The 18190-nt window shown below is 71.9% G+C and carries 15 protein-coding genes; 4 read left to right on the top strand and 11 right to left on the bottom strand.

Annotated features, from left to right (window positions below):
- Positions 1-26 precede the first annotated feature (26 nt).
- The gene (locus ADL12_RS43075) at positions 27-1712 is read left to right on the top strand and encodes an NAD(P)H-dependent oxidoreductase subunit E (RefSeq protein ID WP_062713807.1); all 1686 of its coding nucleotides are present in this window, start codon (positions 27-29) and stop codon (positions 1710-1712) included.
- Positions 1709-4390, top strand: coding sequence for a formate dehydrogenase subunit alpha (gene fdhF / locus ADL12_RS43070; RefSeq protein WP_208614740.1), 2682 nt, complete (start codon positions 1709-1711; stop codon positions 4388-4390). Before ADL12_RS43075 ends, fdhF begins: the two co-directional genes overlap by 4 nt.
- A gap of 13 nt (positions 4391-4403) precedes the next feature.
- Here the strand turns inward: fdhF and ADL12_RS43065 are convergent, their stop codons facing one another.
- The 5 genes from ADL12_RS43065 to ADL12_RS43045 all read right to left on the bottom strand — a co-directional run bounded on the left by ADL12_RS43065 (position 4404) and on the right by ADL12_RS43045 (position 11898).
- Positions 4404-4823: a CBS domain-containing protein gene (locus ADL12_RS43065; protein WP_062713714.1), complete on the bottom strand. Its 420-nt coding sequence runs from the start codon at positions 4821-4823 to the stop codon at positions 4404-4406.
- Between the two features lie 80 nt (positions 4824-4903).
- Positions 4904-7579: a cation-translocating P-type ATPase gene (locus ADL12_RS43060; protein WP_062713712.1), complete on the bottom strand. Its 2676-nt coding sequence runs from the start codon at positions 7577-7579 to the stop codon at positions 4904-4906.
- Positions 7576-8445 (bottom strand): potassium channel family protein, encoded by an 870-nt coding sequence (locus tag ADL12_RS43055; RefSeq protein WP_062713710.1) that lies wholly within the window; start codon positions 8443-8445, stop codon positions 7576-7578. Before ADL12_RS43055 ends, ADL12_RS43060 begins: the two co-directional genes overlap by 4 nt.
- A gap of 115 nt (positions 8446-8560) precedes the next feature.
- Entirely contained in the window at positions 8561-10960 is a 2400-nt protein-coding gene (locus ADL12_RS43050) for a glycoside hydrolase family 65 protein (RefSeq protein ID WP_062713709.1), read from the bottom strand.
- Between the two features lie 62 nt (positions 10961-11022).
- Entirely contained in the window at positions 11023-11898 is an 876-nt protein-coding gene (locus ADL12_RS43045) for a universal stress protein (protein ID WP_062713805.1), read from the bottom strand.
- A gap of 296 nt (positions 11899-12194) precedes the next feature.
- Between ADL12_RS43045 and ADL12_RS43040 the strand changes: the two genes are divergently transcribed.
- Positions 12195-12653 (top strand): Crp/Fnr family transcriptional regulator, encoded by a 459-nt coding sequence (locus tag ADL12_RS43040; RefSeq protein WP_062713707.1) that lies wholly within the window; start codon positions 12195-12197, stop codon positions 12651-12653.
- 24 nt (positions 12654-12677) lie between these two features.
- Entirely contained in the window at positions 12678-13352 is a 675-nt protein-coding gene (locus ADL12_RS43035; protein WP_062713705.1) for a CBS domain-containing protein, read from the top strand.
- A 40-nt stretch (positions 13353-13392) separates the two neighbouring features.
- On the opposite strand, the gene ADL12_RS43030 is transcribed toward ADL12_RS43035, so the two are convergent.
- The 6 genes from ADL12_RS43030 to ADL12_RS43005 all read right to left on the bottom strand — a co-directional run bounded on the left by ADL12_RS43030 (position 13393) and on the right by ADL12_RS43005 (position 18135).
- Positions 13393-14385 carry an Acg family FMN-binding oxidoreductase gene (locus ADL12_RS43030; protein WP_425265212.1) on the bottom strand — a complete coding sequence of 331 codons (993 nt, stop codon included), beginning with the start codon at positions 14383-14385 and terminating at the stop codon, positions 13393-13395.
- 63 nt (positions 14386-14448) lie between these two features.
- Positions 14449-15360 carry a pyridoxamine 5'-phosphate oxidase family protein gene (locus ADL12_RS43025; RefSeq protein WP_062713803.1) on the bottom strand — a complete coding sequence of 304 codons (912 nt, stop codon included), beginning with the start codon at positions 15358-15360 and terminating at the stop codon, positions 14449-14451.
- Positions 15361-15554: 194 nt separating this feature from the next.
- Positions 15555-16025: an Hsp20/alpha crystallin family protein gene (locus ADL12_RS43020; RefSeq protein ID WP_062713701.1), complete on the bottom strand. Its 471-nt coding sequence runs from the start codon at positions 16023-16025 to the stop codon at positions 15555-15557.
- A 132-nt stretch (positions 16026-16157) separates the two neighbouring features.
- Entirely contained in the window at positions 16158-16442 is a 285-nt protein-coding gene (locus tag ADL12_RS43015; RefSeq protein WP_062713700.1) for a DUF1876 domain-containing protein, read from the bottom strand.
- A gap of 153 nt (positions 16443-16595) precedes the next feature.
- Positions 16596-17201 carry an Rv1733c family protein gene (locus ADL12_RS43010; RefSeq protein WP_062713699.1) on the bottom strand — a complete coding sequence of 202 codons (606 nt, stop codon included), beginning with the start codon at positions 17199-17201 and terminating at the stop codon, positions 16596-16598.
- A gap of 112 nt (positions 17202-17313) precedes the next feature.
- The gene (locus ADL12_RS43005) at positions 17314-18135 is read right to left on the bottom strand and encodes a universal stress protein (RefSeq protein WP_062713698.1); all 822 of its coding nucleotides are present in this window, start codon (positions 18133-18135) and stop codon (positions 17314-17316) included.
- Between the last annotated feature and the right edge of the window lie 55 nt (positions 18136-18190).

The following is an 18190-nucleotide window of genomic DNA, read 5'->3' as shown; positions in this document are numbered from 1 at the left end:
TTGGTGCCCGACTCCACGATGAGGTCATGATTCAGGTGGGTTCCGCAGACCGTTTCGACGCGTTTCGGGCCCTGGCCGACCGGCGCGGGCGGCCGGGAGGCCGACTGATCGAGTCGCTGGCCGAGGCCAGGGCGGGAACGGCCGACAGCCCTGGAACCTGGGCTCCGGCTGTCGCCACCGGTCTCGGCCTGCCCGCTGCCGCCGCGCTCGGACCGGCCGGATACTACGCGGACCTCGCCGCCCCGCACGGCCGCCGTCACGTCCGCGTCTGCGCGGCGACGGCGTGCTTCGCCGCGCAGGCCGGACGGCATCTCGCCGAGGTGGAGCACGAGCTGGGCGTCACCACGGACACAGTCTCGCCGGACGGCGAGACATCGCTGCAGACCGTCCGCTGCCTCGGGTACTGCTACACGGGTCCTGCGGCACTCGACGGTGACACACCCTGCACCGGCCCGACGCTGGCCGGTCAGCTCGCGGGACACGAGCCCCCTCGGGCACCCGGGATCCCGGCGGCCGACGCCACCGGCGACCCCGTGCTGCTGGGCGGAGTGGTGGCCGGTGAGCCCCCGTGGCAGGTGTGGCCGCGGACGGCGACCACCGGCGCCCCCGACGAGGTCCAACGGCAGGTGGCCGCATCCGGACTGCGAGGCCGCGGCGGCGCGGGATTCCGGGTGGCCGCGAAGTGGGAAGCAGCCGGCCGGGCGCCCGGCACCGTCGTGGTGGCCAACGGAGACGAGGGGGACCCCGGCTCCTACGCCGATCGGCTGTTGATGGAGGCGGAGCCGGAGCGGGTACTGGAGGGCCTGGCTCTGGCTTGCTTCGCATGCGGGGCACGGCGGGGTGTGGTGCTGGTGCGCTCGGAGTATCCGCGGGCGCTGGCGCGGATGCGGGAGGCGGTCGGGCAGGGGTACGCCGACGGGCACTTCGGCCCGTCCGTTCACGGCACGGGCATCGCCTTGGACGTGGAGGTGGTGGAGGGCGCCGGATCGTACGTCGCGGGCGAGGAGACCGCCCTGATCGCGAGTCTGGAGGGGGACCGGGGGTGTGCCCGGCCGCGCCCGCCGTACCCGACTCAGCGCGGCCTCTGGGATGCGCCGACGGTGGTGAACAACGTCGAGACCCTCGCGTCCGTCCCATGGATCATCGCCCGTGGCGGAGAGGCGTACGCCCGGCGCGGCGCTCGGGGTGAGACCGGGACGAAACTGGTCTGTCTGTCGGAGCGATTCGCCCGGCCGGGGGCATACGAGGTCGAGCTCGGCACCCCACTGCTGCGGATCGTCACCGAGCTGGGCGGCGGCCTGAAGGACGGCAGCGAACTGACCGCCGTGCAGGTCGGTGGGCCGCTGGGCGGATTCCTCGGCCCCGACGCGCTGGACGTGCCGCTGACGACCGCCGACCTCGCGGCCCGGGGCGCCGCGCTCGGCCACGCCGGACTGGTCGCCTTCGACCAGCACGTGGCCCCGGAGGAAGTGCTGCGGCACATCTGGCAGTTCGCGGCCGCGGAGAGCTGCGGCGCCTGCTCCCCCTGCCGCGTCGGCTCGCGCCGCGGCCTGGAGCTGGCCTCCGCCGGCGCCCCGCCCGGGCCTGAATGGGGGCGCCTCGCCCATGTCCTGGCCGAGGCGAGCCTGTGCGCCTTCGGGCGGCGCATTCCGCCCGCGGTGCACAGCCTCGCCCGCGCCTACGGGGACCGACTCGCGGGATGGGAATCATGACGGGAATCGAGGTCGATGGCGTCCCGGTCGCCGTTCCCGAGGGAGCTTCCCTGCTCTCGGCGGTGCGGGCGGCCGGCGCCGAGCTGCCCGCGCTCTGCTCCGACGAACGGCTCAGCCCGGCTGGCTCCTGCCGTACGTGTCTCGTGCGGGCCGACGGACAGATCGTGGCGGCCTGCGTGACCCCAGCCACGTCCGGTGTCCGCGTCGAAACCGCTGCGGAAGACCTCCGTCGGCTGCGCCGGGACGCGGTGGAGGTCATCGCCTCCGCCCTGCCGCCCAGTGCTCTCACCGAGGACAACCCCAGCGAACTGGCGCACGTCTGCCGATCGTTGGGTATCGGCCCCGAGACGGCTCAGGGTGCCGGAGGCCGGGGCAGTGACGACTCCCACCCGTACGTGCACCTGGACCGGGACCTGTGTATCGCCTGCGGGCGGTGCGTGCGCATGTGCGCCGAGGTGCAGGGCACCTTCGCCCTGACCCTGACCGGCAGGGGCGCCGACACCGTGGTCGCGCCCGGCACCGGCGGGCCGTGGGCCGAGTCGGACTGCGTGGCCTGCGGCGGCTGCGTCGACACCTGCCCCACCGGTGCGATCACCGAGCCCGGCCCCGGGCGCGGGCTCACCTCCGCCCACCGGCCGAGCACGGCCGCAACTCGTACGACGTGCGGGTACTGCGGCGTCGGCTGTGCCCTGGACGTCGTCACCTCCGACGGCGAGGTCACGGCCGTCCTGCCGGCCCGGGACGGCCCCGTCAACCGGGGACACGCCTGTGTCAAGGGCCGCTTCGCCCACGGCTATCTCACCTCTCCCGAACGCCTCACCCGGCCCCTGCTGCGGCGCGACGGCCGCCTGGAACCCGTCGGCTGGGACGAGGCACTCGGGTATGTCGCCCGGGGACTGCGCGAGGCCGTCGACACCGGGGGCCCGGACGCCGTCGCGGCGATCTCCTCCGCCCGCGCCACCAACGAGGAGAACTACCTCGTCCAGAAGTTCCTGCGGGTCGTCATCGGCACGAACAACGTCGACAACTGCTCCCGCCTGTGCCACTCCCCGTCCGCCGCCGGCCTGACCGCCTCCTTCGGGCTCTCCGGCGGCACTGACAGCTTGGACGACGTCGAGCGGTCCGACTGCCTGCTGGTGGTCGGCGCCAATCCGGTCGAGGCCCATCCGGTGGTCGGAGCACGTCTCCTCCGGCGCGTGCTGCGCGGGGCCAAGCTGGTCGTCGCGGACCCCCGCGCCGTCGGCCTCGCCCTGCACGCCGACGTGCATCTGCGGCCCCGGCCCGGCACCAACGTGGCGCTCTTCCACGGGCTCGCCCATGTGCTGCTCACCGAAGGGCTGGTGGACGAGGAGTTCCTGCGCGAGCGGGCCACCGGTCTGCCGGAGCTCGCCGAGCTGCTGCTGGACTACCCACCCGACCGGGTCGCGGACATCACCGGGGTACCCGCCGCGGACCTGGTCGCCGCAGCCCGGCTGTACGGCCGTGCCGAGCGGCCCGCGATCGTGTACGGCCTGGGCGTCACCGAGCACCTGCACGGCACCGACGGGGTGCGGTCCCTGGCCAACCTGGCGATCCTGCGCGGCGCCGTGGGCACCGACTGCGGGCACGGAGTCAACCCGCTGCGCGGCCAGAACAACGTCCAGGGCGCCTCCGACATGGGCGCGTTGCCCGACCTGCTGCCCGGCTACGGCAAGGTCACCGACCCCGCCGCACGGGGCAGGGCCGAGGCTGTGTGGGGCGTACCGATCCCGGAACGCCCCGGCCTGAGGATCCCGGACATGTTCGCCGCCGCACGAGCCGGGGAACTGCGGGCGCTGTGGGTCATCGGCGAGGACGTCTGCGCCACCGACCCCGACAGCAACCAGGTGGCCGCAGCTCTGGACGCGTGCCCGCTCGTGGTGTGCAACGAGCTGTTCCTGTCCGAGACCGCCCGCCACGCCGGCGTCGTGCTGCCGGTGGCGTCCTGGCTGGAGAAGGACGGCACATTCGTCAACTTCGACCGCCGGTTCCAGCGGGTCCGCCCCGCCGTGCCCGCGCCGGGCGAGGCACGGAGCGACTTCGACGTCGTACGCGCTCTCGCCGGTGTGATGGGCGTCGACCTGGGCTGTGCCACTCCGGCAGATGCCCTGGCCGAGTGCGGGCACGTCGCGCCGGTCTTCGCCGGTCTCTCCCACGACCGACTGGACCGGGAGGCCGCCGTGCCGTGGCCCTGTCCGGACCCCGGCCGCCCAGGAGAAGCCAAGCTGTACGGGGAGCGGTTCGCCACACCGGACGGGCGGGCCCACCTCACCGCGGCCCCTTACCTCCCACCCGGTGAACAACCCGACTATGACTACCCGTTGCTCCTGGTCACCGGGCGGCGCTGGGCGCACTACAACTCCGGCAGCATGACCCGCCGCGGCGGCAACCTCGCACTCGACCCGGTCGACTTCCTCGACCTGCACCCCGACGACGCAACCCGGTACGGCGTCCGGAACGGCGCCCAGCTCACCGTGGAGAGCCGGCACGGCCGAGCCCGGCTCGTCGCCCGGGTCAGTGAACAGACCGTCCCCGGCGAGGTCTTCTGCTCCTTCCACTTCCCCTCCAGCGGGGTGAACCGCCTCACCTCCGACCACGCGGACACCGTCACGTCCTGCCCCGAATACAAGGTCACGGCCGTACGCGTGACCTCACGGTGACCGCGTCGGCCGGTCAGCGAGCCGCGCAGACGACCTCGACGAAGTGGCCCACCCGCTCCTCGGGCAGGTGACGCGCGAGGTCCGCCTCGCTGATCATGCCGACGAGGCGGTGGTTGTCGATGACCGGCAGCCTGCGGATCCTGTGCTCCTCCATGGCCTGAAGGACCTGGTCGGCGTCGGCCTCGGCGTCGATCGTGACCGGCTTGCCCTGCTCAAGGCTGCCCGCGGTCATGGTCTTGGGGTCCTTGCCCTTGGCGAGGCACTTCAGCACGATGTCACGGTCCGTGATGATCCCGTGGAGCCGGTCGTCCTCGCCGCAGATCGGGAGGGCTCCGACGTCCAGTTCCTTCATCTTGCGCGCCGCGGCTTCCAGGGTCTCGTTCTCCTGGATGCAGGTGGCACCGCCGTGCATGATCTCCCGGGCAGTGGTCATGGTCGTCTCCTTCGAGCGTCGCGATCCGCGCGGGGGGAAGCCCGAGCCCAGTGGAGCCTGGCCCGCCCCGGCCGTTCCTCCTACAGACCAGTGTGGATTCCGCGTCTCCCGTGCGCATGCCGGCCGGGGCGCGCTCGGGCCTCCGGTGGGCGTTCCGGTTTCAGCCGGGTCTGGAGGCGCATGACGACGTGGCCGAGGCCCGACAGCGCGGCGGCGATCGCCAGGTCGGTGAGTGGGAGTGGTTCCGTGCCCAGCAGCTCCCGCAGGGGCGGCAGATAGACGCCTGCGGCCTGGAGGGTCAGTGCCGTGCCCACGGCGACGAGCAGGAACGGGTTGGCCAGGCTGCCCGGGCGGGCCCGGGAGCCGAGCGCCACACCGAGCTGCGTCGCGCCGAGGATCAGAAACATCATGGACTGCCAGGGCCGTCCGGTCTCCCTGGCCCAGACGCCGGCCACGAGGGTCACCGCGGCGACGAAGGTCCCCATGAGCAGGATCCGTGGCCACAGGCCGGCCCCCAGCACGCTCTCCTCGGGAGGGCGGGGAGGGTGGCGCATGGCGTCCGGGGCGACGGGCTCCGCGCCCAGGGCGACACCGGGCAGGCCGTGCGTGAGCAGGTTGATCCACAGGATCTGTGCGGGCAGCAGTGGCAGCGGCATCCCCAGGAACGGGCCCAGCAGCATGACCAGGATCTCCGCGGTGCCCCCGGCGAGCGCGTAGAGCAGGAACCGGCGCACGTTGGCGTAGACGCGGCGTCCCTCCTCGACGGCGGACACGATGGTGGCCGGGTTGTCGTCGGCGAGCACCAGATCGGCCGCCTGGCGGGCCACCTCGGTGCCACGCCGCCCCATGGCGACGCCGATGTCGGCGCGCCGCAGGGCGGGGCCGTCGTTGACGCCGTCTCCCGTCATCGCCACCACGTGCCCGGCTCCGCGCCACGCCTGGACGATGTCCAGCTTCTGCTCGGGAGTGGTCCGGGCATAGACCCGTGCGTCCGTCAGGTCGCCCGCTGTGCCCTCCCGGATGCGCCCGCCGGTCGTGACGTCCTCGTCGCGGGTGGCGATGCCGAGACGTTCGGCCATGGCTCGTGCGGTCAGCGGGTGGTCGCCGGTGATGAGTACGGGGACGATGCCGGCCCGTTTGCAGGCGGTGATCGTCGGCTCGGATGCACTGCGAGGCGGGTCCAGGATGCCGACGAGGCCGAGGAGCGACAGGCCCGACTCCCAGGTCGGGGGCCGCTGCGCCGTGTCCTCGTGGTCGGCAGCGGCGACGGCGAGCACGCGGTATCCGTGTCGTGCCAGCACCTCCGCCTGCGCGGCCGCTCGGGCGACGACGTCAGACCCGTCAGCCAGGAGCTGCGGCCGGAGCACCGACTCCGGCGCCCCTTTGCACGCGACCAGCACTCCGCCCTCCGGTCGGCGGTGCACGGTCGTCATGCGCTTGCGGTCGCTGTCGAACGGGATCTCCTCCAGTCGCGGCAGCTCACGCTCCAGCGCCGCCCGGTCCAGCCCGAGGCGGGCCCCGGTCACCAGCAGAGCGGCCTCCGTGGGATCGCCCAGTGCACGCCATTCATCGGCGCGGTCCGGCGGGGGCTCCAGCGCCGCGTCGTTGCACAGCAGCGCGACGCGCAGCAGCGCGGCCAGGTCGGGTGGGTCGCCCGCGGTGACCGTTTCGCCGTCGCGGACGCCCCGGCCCTCGGGTTCGTAGCCCGTCCCCACGACCGCTGCGTCTCCGTACGGTGTCCACAGCCGCTCGGCGGCCATCCGGCCCTCGGTCAGGGTGCCGGTCTTGTCGGTGGCGATCACGGTCACCGAACCCAGCGTCTCCACCGCGGGCAGCCTGCGGACGATGGCATGCCGGTCCGCCATCCGCCGCGCTCCCAGAGTCAGGGCCAGCGTCACCACAGCGGGAAGGGACTCCGGAACGGCCGCGACGGCGAGGCTGATCGCCGCCACGATCATCAGCTCCACGGGCTGTCCGCGCACCAGCCCGAGAGCGAGAACCACCGCGCACAGCGCCACGATGACCGCTGCCAGAGTCCGGCCGAACCGCGCCAGCCGGTGCTGGAGCGGAGTCAAGCCGGGCGCGGCGCCCATCAGGGCGGCGATCCGGCCGAGCGCGCTGTCGGCCCCGGTGGCCGTGACCACGACACGCCCGTGGCCGTGGACGACGACCGTGCCCGCCGAGACCGCACCCCGCGACGCGTCCCGGTCAGGGGCCTTCTCCACCGGCACGGACTCACCCGTCAGTGAGGACTCGTCCGCCAGCAGCAACGCCGCGGCCAGCACGTCTCCGTCCGCGGGAACGATGTCCCCCTCGGCCACCAGGACCAGGTCGCCCGGTACCACCTCAGCGGCCGCGATGGAGCGTTCCTCGCCGTCCCGCACCACCCTGGCCGCCGGGGCGCTCATCGCGGACAGGGCCAGCACCGCCTGCTCCGCCCGTACCTCCTGTACGACGCCGACCACGGTGTTCACGGTGATCACGAGCAGGATCACGGCGGCGTCGGAGAGATCGCCGGTGGCGATCGTCAGGGCGGCGGCCACGAGCAGGACGAGGATCAGCGGGTCGCGCAGCTGCTGCAGCACCCGCCGCCACACCGGGGTCCGCGCCTCCGAGGGGATCTCGTTGGGCCCGTGGAGCGCCAGTCGCCGCGCGGCCTCGTCCGACGACAGGCCCGACGGACCCGCCCCAGGGGGCGCGGTTCGGGGGCCGCCGCTGTCCGCGTCGGGGGTCCGGCTGTCCGCGCGCCGGTTCACGAGGCCCGCCCGTGGTCGGCGGCGTAGGCCGCGAAAACGTCCGCCGGTGTGCCGCCCGTGTGGAGGAAACGCTGGTCGAGGATGGCCGCGAGATCTCTCAGCGCCCCGGCGAGCAGGTCACCGGCCAGTCGCACCTCCGGCTGCCGCGCTGTCTGTCCACGCTGGGCAAGGGCGGCGGCGTAGCCGACCATAGCCGCCAGCGACGAGTGGTCCTCCCCGTCATGGAAGTAGTACGCCTCCGCGTACTGGGTGAAGTCGATGCGGACGCGTACGACCTCGGTGGCCAGGCTGTCCAGCAGCAGCGCGCCCGCCGTGCAGTCGATCTGCTGCGTCGTCGGTTCCGCGTCGCGCAGCAGCGCCAGCCGGATGGCCAGGACCCGTCTGCGGGTCAGCGCCGGGTAGATCGCGAGGACCCAGGAGACCGTGGCCGTCAGGAGGGCGAAGCCGACGAGGGCCTCCAGCGGCGACACCACGCGGAGCCATCCCTCGCCGGGCGCAATGTCCCCCAGCCCCAGAGTGGCGACCGTGACGAGCGACAGGTACAGGGAGTCGAGCAGCGCCGGCTCCTGAGCCGCCTTGGAACCGGGCGAGAAGGCGAACGACTCCGGCATGTGGGGCCAGTAGACGATGGCCCAGCCGAGGATGACGGTTCCGGCCCACATGCCCACCACCGTCACCATGGCGAGCGGCCCGACGAGCCCGACCACCCGCCTGCGCGCACGAAAGCGCCGGGCCAGCCGCCACAGCGCCGTCATCACGAGACGGCTCAGGCCGCCGTGGCGGGTGGGGTGCCAGAGCGTGTGGAACAGGTCCCGCAGGCTGATCATGACGAGGCCCGCGCCCACCAGCGAGACCAACCACTCCATGCGCGTCTCCCACGGGCCCTGTTCCGGAAGCCGAACCCCCAGTCTCGGAGCGTAGGCGGACGGCAACACCGCCGCAGGACTGAATCGCCGCGCTCCCCGGCCGCATCCCCTCAGTTCAACTCGTCGGCAGCACCAGCGTGCAGGTCTCTCCCGGCGCGATGGTGACGGCCCGGTCGGCCAGCACCACGCGAATCGGTGACTCCTCCGAGTCGGGGACACCGATCTCCAACTGTCCGCTCCGGCGCCGTACGCCGATCCCCCAGTGACCGCGATAGCGGAGCGAGAAGCCGTACTCGGACAGTGCCGGAAGAGGCACCGGGTCCAGCCACAGGGCGTCCTCGCGGGTCTCCAGGCCCGTCAGCCCCCGCTGGACCAGATCGAGGGTCCCGGCCATGGCCCCGAGGTGGATGCCCTCGCCGGTCGTGCCGCCCTGGATGTCGGCGATGTCCGCCTCCAGGGCCTCCTGGACGTAACGCCACGCCTCGGCCCGTCTGGCCCGCGCCAGGACCAGGCCGTGGACGAGCCCGCTGAGCGTGGAGCCGTGGCTGGTGCGCTGCAGGTAGTAGTCCACGGTCCTGCGCCAGATCTCGTCGTCCACGTCGTACCCGAGACGCCGGAAGAGCTGCCGCAGCTCCGCGGGCGAGAACAGGTAGCCGAGCATGAGGACGTCAGCCTGCTTGGACGCCTTGTAGCGGTTGACGGTGTCGCCCTCGGCCTCCAGGATCCGGTCCAGCCGCCGGATGCTGTCGTAGCGCGCCCGGTAGGCGTCCCAGTCGAGCTCGATGAGGTCGTCGTAGCCCTCGAACTGGCTGATGACGCCCCGGTGGAACGGAACCCGCAGCCGCCGGGAGACCTCCTCCCACCTCGGGAGTTCGCCGCCGTCCAGCCGGACGCGTTCGAAGAGTTCCTGCCGTCGCCGGGCGGGAAGGCGCCGCAGCAGGTCCAGGGCGCGGGTGAGGACCCAGGCGGCCATGACGTTGGTGTACGTGTTGTCGTCCAGCCCGGGCCGTGCTGCGTCCGGGTAGCTGTCGTGGTACTCGTCGGGGCCGACGACGCCGCGGATGCGGTACCGGTTCGTGCCGGGGTCGTGGACCACGAGGTCCGCCCAGAAGCGGGCAATCTGCAGCAGCATCTCCGCGCCCTTGGTGTGCAGGAACTCGGTGTCGCCGGTGGCCTCGCAGTACTGCCACACGTTGTAGGCGATCGCCGAGCCGACGTGGTGCTGGAGCCGGGAGTGGTCCGGCAGCCAGCGGCCCGAGCGGGGGTTGAGATGCAGCTCCTGGGTCTCCTCACGGCCGTCGCTGCCGCTCTGCCAGGGGTACATCGCGCCGGCCCGGCCGATCGCGGCGGCCGCCCGGCACGCCCGCGGGAGGCGCCGGTGGCGATAGGTCAGCAGGGCCCGGGAGACCTCTGGGAAGTGCAGGTTGAGATACGGCAGGACGAACAGCTCGTCCCAGAAGACATGGCCCCGGTACGCCTCGCCGTGCAGCCCCCGGGCCGGCACACCCACGTCCAGGTCCGCGGTGTGCGGGGACAGCGTCTGCAGGACATGGAACAGATGCAGCCGCAGGACGCGGCCTGCCTGACCGGGCACCTGGATCTCCGCGCGCCGCCACAACCGCTCCCACGCGGCGACGTGGGAGTCCAGCAGGGCGGGGAAGTCCGGCGCCTCGGCCACATCGTCGAGGGTTGCCCCGAGTGGGTCACTGATCGCCGTGTCGCGCGAAGTGTGCAGCGCCACGGTCTTCTCCACGGCGACGGGCAGGCCGGGCCCGATGGGGATCACCAGGCGGTGGACGGCGCGATGCGGGGTGGAGCGAACCGCCGAGGCAACCGCCGACTGTCCGGTGACCACTGTCCGGGCTCCCATGGCGACGGCGATGTCGGAGGTGCTCGTGCGGCAGTGCAGCCACATCATGTCGGGCTCCTGCGCTCCGGACCGTACATGGGCCAGGTGTCTTCGGTTGAGAGACCGGTAGCGGTGCACGTTGCTGTTGGTCACACTGCCGTCGAGGGCAGCCTCGATTTCGATCTCGCCCGACCAGTCCTCGGCCGTGAAAACGGTCCGTAGCACGGCCAGGTGAGAGTCCGTCATGTGCATCAGGCGGGTCTGCTCGACGCCGAGCACGCCCGCATCGCCGTCCCGATAGCGGAAGGTGCGGGTCAGCGTGGCGCGGCGCAGGTCCAGGGTGTGCCGGTGGTCGAGGAGGGCGTGGGTGTCCGGGGAGAACCACCGGCCCCACGATCCGCCGGCGCGGCGGCAACGGAACCGCAGGAGCAGCCAGTTCGGGAGATTGACGAGGTCCTCGTTCACCACCTCTCGTCCCGCCACGGCCGAGGTCAGGCGGTTGTAGCACCCGGCCGCGTAGGTCCCCGGGCAGTGCACCAGGCCCGCCCTGCACTCGGGCACCGCGCCGCGCGTGGCGAAGTAGCCGTTGCCGAGCGTGCAGAGCGATTCGCGCAGCCGCTCGGCGGCGGGGGCGTAGCCCTCGTACTCCCACGTCCACTCCGACATCCGCTGCCCTCACCCTCCCTGGCTTCACGAGGTGTACAGGAGCGCGGTCCACGCGCCGGAGTTCAGGCCCGTTGGGGGATGACGGCGACCGGGCACTGGGAGTGATGGAGCAGGGCGTGGGCGACGCGGCCGAGTTGCAGACCGAACTGGCCGTGCCGTCGCAGGGCGCCGACGACGATCAGGTCGGCATCGGTCGACGCGTGCAGGAGGACCCTGTGGGCGGGGCCCTCGACGGGCTTGCGGTGTACATCGACCTGAGGGTGCTCCCGTACGGCCTCGCGGAGCGCGTCGGTGAGGTTGGTCGAGGCCCGCTCCTCGTGCACTCGGTCGGCATCGTCCGCGATCAGGGGGTGGTCGGCGTGCTCATGGGCCGGGCTGCGCCAGGCCCGCACGGCCTCGAGAGCGCAGCCGCGCGCCTCGGCTTCACGGAAGGCGAACCGCACCGCGCCCGAGCCCCTGGTCGCGTCGCCGACCCCGGCCACCACCCGGCCGAAGGCTCCCTGCCGGTTCCGCTCCGCGCCACGGACCACGATGACCGGGCACACGGCACGGGCCGCGACCGCGAGGCTGACCGACCCCAGCAGCAGCCCGGCGAGCTCGCCGCGCCCGCGGGAACCTGTGACCAGGGCCCACGCCTCATGCCCGGCGTGCAACAGCGCGGACACGGCGTCGTCGGGCAGCACCTCGCCCGACACCTTCACCTCCGGATTGCGAAGCCGGGCGCGTTCCACGCAGGAGGCGACGATGTGCTCCGCCATGATCTCTTCGGCGGGACGATCAGTGCTGAAGGACGGACGGCCTCCCTCGTAGCGTTCCCACAGGGAGGCGTAGACGAGGCGCAGCGGCAGCCCGTGGCGTGCCGCTTCGTCCACCGCCCAGTCCACTGCCTGCAGGCTGGAATCCGATCCGTCGACCCCGACGACCAGCGGGAGCTCCATCGTCCCCATCGCCTTCCTCTGCGGCTGTTGAGAGATCCCCCTGTGAATACCGTCGCACCGCCCAGGGTCCGTCGCGACATGCGCAACGTGCGTAGCCGGTCTCGGATCGGGGCATCGGCCGGGTTGCACCGCGCCGGATTGCGACGATGGTGGAGTCATACGGCCGAGAAGAACGGGGCCGCCGCGGGTACTCGCTATCGGCATCGGTGGGAGCGGTTGGAGCGACAAGTCCCGGTCCACAAGAATCCGCGGCCCGGCCCTCCACATTTCGAGGCCAGAGAGAAGGGAAGGCCGTGATGGTTGCCAGGACGGGCCTTCTCGGCGCCCTGACCGAGGACCATCGGGCTCAGCTCATGTCCCTCGCCCGCGAGGTGTCCTTCGCGACCGGCGATCGCATTTTCGACGAGGGCGGCAGGGCCGACCGCTTCTGGATCATCCGCACGGGTACGGTCGCCCTCGACCTTCACGTGCCGGGCCGGCGCGCGGCGGTCATCGAAACCCTCGGCGCCGGAGAAGTGCTGGGCTGGTCCTGGTTCATCTCTCCCCACCACTGGCACCTGGGAGCCGCGGCCGGCGGCCCGGTCCTTGCCTACGAGTTCGACGCGGCAGCGGTGCGTGAACTGTGCGGGAAGAACCCGGCACTTGAGCACGCACTGTGCACATGCATCGCCCGCGTCATAGCCGACCGGCTCAGAGCTGCCCGAGTACGGCTGCTCGACCTGTACGCGCCCTACGGCGCGGGCGATGTGCCCTGAAGAGGCGAGTGGAGGAGGTCCGAAGTGCCCGAGACCCCGCACATCGTGAGCGATGTGATGACCCAGACGGTGGTGGCCGTCGGACGCGACGCGCCCTTCAAGGAGATCGTCCAGACCATGGAGCAGTGGAAGGTCAGCGCACTGCCGGTCCTGGAGGGCGAGGGCCGCGTCATCGGCGTGGTCTCCGAAGCCGATCTGCTGCCCAAGGAGGAGTTCCGCGAAGGCGTTCAAAGCCTCTTCGAGCAGCGTCAGCGGCTGTCCGACATCGCCAAAGCAGCAGCTGTGACCGCCGGGGAACTCATGAGCACCCCCGCCATCACGGTGCACCCCGACGCCACCCTGGCCCAGGCGGCCAGGATCATGGCCGTCAGACACGTCAAACGGCTCCCGGTGATCGACGCCGAGGGCATGCTGCAGGGCATCGTCAGCCGCGCCGATCTGCTGAAGGTGTTCCTGCGGTCCGACGAGGACATCGAGGAGGAGGTCCGCCGCACCGTGATCTCCTACCTGTTCCCCGCCCTCAGTCACACCATCCACGTGAACGTGAACGAGGGAGTCGTCACGCTCCGCGGACAGGTCCGCGACACCTCGCTCGTCTCGGTCGCGGCGCGCCTCGTCCGCGCCGTGGAGGGCGTGGTGGACGTCGAGCCCCATCTCACCGGCGGATCGGGCGCCCCGGCCGGACCGGGCCCACAGTGACGCGGGAGCTGTCGGCGGGCCTGCGGTACCCGCGTCCCGGTCACGGCTGGATATCGAGGACGTCCGGCACCGGGCGGCGTGGCGTGCTGGGGCCTTTGGGGCCGTAGCCCAGGCGCAGCACCACCTGGGTGCAGCCCGTCCCGGACAACGGGTCCCGCAGCGGCCAGCGTAGGTCGGTCCACTCCAGGGCCTGGGTGGCGAAGGAGCTGGACAGGCCCTCGATGGTGGCCAGCAGCAGGACGCGTTCCATGGCCTGGCCGGCGCGCAGCCAGTCCTCCGGACGGTCGTGGGTCGTACTGAGGAGAGCCAGCTGAGGGGTCCGTTCGAACTCCGCCGCGCCACGCCCCGCCGCCTGCCGAGGGCCGGCGAAGTCGCGCATGGGCGCCTTGCCGCCGCGCTTGCGCGGCCCGAAGGCGTAGCCCGGGACTCCGTCTGCGGCCATGTTCACCGACGGAGCGTCGAGGCGAGTCCACTCGGCCAGGTCCTGGTCGGCGCCCCGGTCGGTGAGGTTGCGCGCCTCGGCTTCCGCGAGCAGTTCCAGCACCTCCCGCAGATGCCATGAAGCAGGCCACGTCAGCTCCACTCCCTCACGGCGAGCGGCGTCGCTGAGAGCCTTCCGCACAGCCTGAGGAATCTCCGTCTCCTCGAACGGGAAGCGGCTGCTGTGCCGCTGGTGAATCGCCGGATACAGCACGCCGAGGTCACTCTCGCCGCCTCCGAGGCCGGTCAGCTGCACGGTGGCGAGCAGCGCCGGGTCGGCCGGGTCGGGCAGCAGCCGGGTCACCGGGTACCAGCCCTCGTGGACCACCGCGACCCTCAGGTTCAGCAGGGCGCCGCCGCAGCCGAGGTGAAGGGCACGGTCGTCGGGGTCGGAGTGCGGGATGGCGCGCTCGAGATCGGCGCACACGTGGAAGGTGCTGCTGCCCTGGAAGTAGCGGAAGCGCCACGGCTGCGCGTTGTGCATCGACGGGGCGGCAGCGGCGTCGTAGACCAAGTCCGTCACACGTTCTTCGGACGGTACGTGTCGGCTCACCAGAGCCTCCCCTCGCGAGTCAGGCGGTCCCTGGAACAGGAACCGTGACCGCTCTTCACTTCGTCACTGATCGGCAGGAGTGATACGGCGGCCCGTGATGCGCGTGGGCTGGATCGACACCCACATCTCACGTTCGCCACCCGCCCACGGCTCGGTGTGGGCGCGTTCGGTCAGACGCCGCACGGCGTCGGGCTCCGTGACGACCCGCGCGGGGCCGACGACGAGCACGCTCCAGCCCTGGCTCATGGCCTCGTCCACATGGTCGACCTCGAAGGCGACGTCCGATCCCACGGCTGCGGCGGGCACGGAGTCCGGTGCGGTCCGGTAGGCGATGGTGTCGTCGACGACCTCGTAGTTGACCGGGATGACCGCCGGGCCGTCGGGCGTGGACACCGCGATGCGCCCCACCCCGTGCGTGGACAGCCGGGAGCGGCATTCCTCCGGGCTGAGGTCCCGCAGCCGAGGGTGCAGCAGTGCGTGGCCCTGGCCTGGTGGCAGGTCGACGCCGCCCCCGCGCAGGGCCGTGGCGGTGGTGCCCAGCGCGTCGGCCAGGTTGATGAGGGTCGCCACGGTGGGGTCGGCCGGCCGTTCCTCCAGGTACGCCAGGTACTCCGGCGCGATGCGGGCGCGGCGGGCCGTTTCCGCCCGCGTGAGCCCCTTCCGCCCGCGTTCGGCGGCCACGCGTCGGCCGATGTCGCCGGGGTTGGGCGCCCGCTCGGGCGGGGACGTCGCCGACACGGCGCCCACCTCGTCCACGTCCGGCTCTGTGCCGAGCTGGGAGGGCTCGTGCTCGACATGGCGGACGTGCGCGTCGGGCCCGGGGAACACGAGCGTCACCTCATCCGTGTCCGACCAACGCACGTCATAGGGGGGTGTTCCGTCAGCGTGATGGAGTCCGACGATCTCTCCGTCGCGCCTGGCGACACCGGTTGTCGGGCTTTCGATGACGAGTTGATCGCCGAGGTGAGCTTGCATGGTCGCCGCCACCCTTTCCTCACAGTGTCGCCGTAGTCGATGTGTGCTGTCCCGCCCCATGAGTGCCGTGTCCGAGACAGCAGGACCAGAGGTGGCGGAGAGCCGACGGCGGAACCGCCGACCCTCCGCGGTAGAGGCGGGTACCGGCCTGCCGTATCCCACACAGACCTTGACGGCCAACCCGCACCCCCGGCTCAGCCGCTGATCTCGATGCGCTGCGGCCTCGCCCTCTCGGCTTTCGGGACACGCACCGTGAGGACTCCGTTGGTCAGATCCGCGCTGATGTGCTCGGTGTCGCAGTTCGACGGCAGGCTCGTTCGGAAGTCGAACTGCCCGATGTGACGGGCGTGGTGCCGGACCACACCGGTGCGTTCCTTCTCCTTGATCTCGCCGTGGACATCGAGCTCGCCCTCGGCGACCTCCACGGTGAGCTGATCCTTTTCGACACCGGGCAGCTCCAGCTCCACCAGGTAGGCGTCCTCGGTGTCCTCGACATCGGCCAGCGGCGCCCACATCTCGGCCTTGCCGGCCTCGAGGAAGCCGGCGCCGGGGAAGGGGAAGGTGGATCGCATCAGCTGGTCCATCCGGGTGCGGAGATCCTCGATCTCACGGAAGGGGTCCCACATCGGAAGCGCGCCCCTGCCGCGTCGTACGGGAAGCGTCATCGGTCATCCTCCTTTTGACTTCTGCAGGCGGCCACGCATCCGCCTTGGGAGGCGGACTCGCTGCTCACCTGCCGGGTTCCCAGGTCGGCACGGGACACGCGAGATCGCTCACGCTGTCCCGCGACGGTCAGGTCACGTGGGCCACCCCACGAATTGACGGGTGCTCGGCGCGGTCGCGCCCACGCCCTCTATGTCGCGCTCGGCGGCGCTCACCAGTTGCTGGGCAAGGTCATGCAGGGCCCTGCCCGCCGCCAGTTCGTCACCGATCTCCGGCACGTCCGTGTCCGCCGGATTGCAGCGCGCGACGCCGCGGCCGGTGAGCGACGCGGCTCCGGCGTCCAGCACCACGCGTGCCTTCGTTGTCCCCTCGTCCTCGAAGAGGTACAGACGAACCTTCCATTCCACGGTGTGCGGCATCGCGTTCCTCCTCCTCGCTAGGGACGGCGCGATCCGGGTGGGTTCTCGGCTCCGGGCTCGGGCGGCAGGGGCCGATATCTCTTCCTCGATGCGGGTTTCTGCCTGTCCCTCACGGAGACCGTCCTCGACGAAAGCCGTCACTCACCAAAGCCGTCACCGGCGGAAGCGCGCGGACCACAGCGGCTCCACCCGGTCCCACTCGACGTCCCACTGCGCGTACCTTCTGCGGTCCAACGCCCAGCTCATGCCGGCCCGCGCCCCGTAGAACCCGGCGGCCACACCGGCAGCCGCCATACCGCCCACGAACCAGCCCGTGGTCGTCGCGTTGAGCGCACTCATCGGCGGACTCGTGAGGTGACCGTCTCGGTCCACCCACACCCGCACGGTGGTGCCCTTGGGCGTTCCCGACTTCACGAGAGTGGTTCCGGTTCGGGCCGTGCCGTCCTTGTCGGTCCAGCGGACCTGCGCCGACTGCTTGGCCACATTGGAATCGCTCGTGACGTTCGATGTCAGCCGGGCGGAGACCTCCTGTCGTTCCGCCGACTGTGCTTGCACGGTGCGCATCGACGACTTGTACGCCGACAGCCCCGCGCTGAGTGAGGCCGCCGGCAGTCCGAGGGCGAGCATGAGCATCAGGAAACCGGAGAACCAGGATTCGATCCTGTCGGACGTACGCCTCAGAGGGTTCGTCCTCTTGGAGGCGTACGCGTGGCGCGGTGAGCGCGGGCCGGATGCGTGCGGTGAACCTTGTGCGCTCATGAGTCGGCCTCCAGCCCGTTGCTGGTTGGTTCCCCTGCCGGTTCCCCCACCATCGAACGGCCGCGAGCTCCGGTCACAGGGGCCGAAGGTCCCTGATGGGTGGGCCTGGCGGTCAGATCTGGGGAACGACCGCGATCGGACACGGCGCGTGATGCAGGACCGCGTGGTTGGTCAGGCCCAGTTGCAGGCCGAGATGCCCGTGCCGTCTGCGGGCCCCGACGACGAGCAGATCGGCATCTGAAGCGGCCGCCAGCAGGGCCTGCCGGGCCGGCCCCTCGACCACCTGACGGCTCACCGTGGCGTCGCGGTACCGCTCGGCGAGGTCGCGCAGGGCATCGTCGAGCACCTGGGCCGGCGGGCGCCGATGGGCCTCAAGGGCGTACCACGGCGGGGGCGGAGGTCTCGCGGAGGCCCCGAACGACGCACTCCAGGCGTGTACCGCCACGAGCCGGCAGCGCCGCACGTGGGCCTCGCGCAACGCGAACCACACCGCCGTGCCGCTGCCCTGCCCGTCCTCGACGCCGACGACGATGCTCCCGAACCGGTCGTCCCGGTGGTCCGCCGCGCCGCGCACCACGACGACCGGGCAGTCGGCCCGCGCCGCCACGGCCAGGCTGACCGAACCCAGCAGCATCCCGGCGAGGTCTCCGAGCCCCCGGGAGCCGAGCACGAGCGCGAAGGCGTTGCGTCCCTTGCCGACGAGGGCCGAGGCGGCATCCTCGTGCAGTACCTCGCTCGACAGCCGCACCGTGGGGGCACCCTTCCTGGCACGCTCTGCGGCAGCGGTGACCGGCTCGAACGTCTCCTGGGCCGGCGCCGCCGCGTGCACGAGGTGGAGCGGCACCCCGTGCCGGGCCGCCTCGCCGGCGGCCCAGTCCACGGCCTGAAGGCTCTCCTCGGATCCGTCGATGCCGACCACCAGGGGAATCGTCACGGCCCCTGTCTCCTCTCGTGCCGGTCTCACGCTGGCCCCCATGTCTGCGGGCCCC

The sequence above is a fragment of the Streptomyces regalis genome, from assembly GCF_001509475.1.
In the GTDB taxonomy this organism is placed as follows: Bacteria; Actinomycetota; Actinomycetes; order Streptomycetales; family Streptomycetaceae; genus Streptomyces; species Streptomyces regalis.
Note: the sequence above shows the minus strand (reverse complement) of the source record. Positions and strands in the feature narration are given on the sequence as shown.

Coding starts and splice junctions, on each gene's coding strand:
- ADL12_RS43075 (WP_062713807.1), top strand. CDS start 27: ATGATTCAGGTGGGTTCCGCAGACCGTTTCGACGCGTTTCGGGCCCTG.
- ADL12_RS43055 (WP_062713710.1), bottom strand. CDS start 8,445: ATGGAGTGGTTGGTCTCGCTGGTGGGCGCGGGCCTCGTCATGATCAGC.
- ADL12_RS43040 (WP_062713707.1), top strand. CDS start 12,195: ATGGTTGCCAGGACGGGCCTTCTCGGCGCCCTGACCGAGGACCATCGG.
- ADL12_RS43015 (WP_062713700.1), bottom strand. CDS start 16,442: ATGCCGCACACCGTGGAATGGAAGGTTCGTCTGTACCTCTTCGAGGAC.
- ADL12_RS43025 (WP_062713803.1), bottom strand. CDS start 15,360: ATGCAAGCTCACCTCGGCGATCAACTCGTCATCGAAAGCCCGACAACC.
- ADL12_RS43065 (WP_062713714.1), bottom strand. CDS start 4,823: ATGACCACTGCCCGGGAGATCATGCACGGCGGTGCCACCTGCATCCAG.
- ADL12_RS43045 (WP_062713805.1), bottom strand. CDS start 11,898: ATGGAGCTCCCGCTGGTCGTCGGGGTCGACGGATCGGATTCCAGCCTG.
- ADL12_RS43020 (WP_062713701.1), bottom strand. CDS start 16,025: ATGACGCTTCCCGTACGACGCGGCAGGGGCGCGCTTCCGATGTGGGAC.
- ADL12_RS43050 (WP_062713709.1), bottom strand. CDS start 10,960: ATGTCGGAGTGGACGTGGGAGTACGAGGGCTACGCCCCCGCCGCCGAG.
- ADL12_RS43010 (WP_062713699.1), bottom strand. CDS start 17,201: ATGAGCGCACAAGGTTCACCGCACGCATCCGGCCCGCGCTCACCGCGC.
- fdhF (WP_208614740.1), top strand. CDS start 1,709: ATGACGGGAATCGAGGTCGATGGCGTCCCGGTCGCCGTTCCCGAGGGA.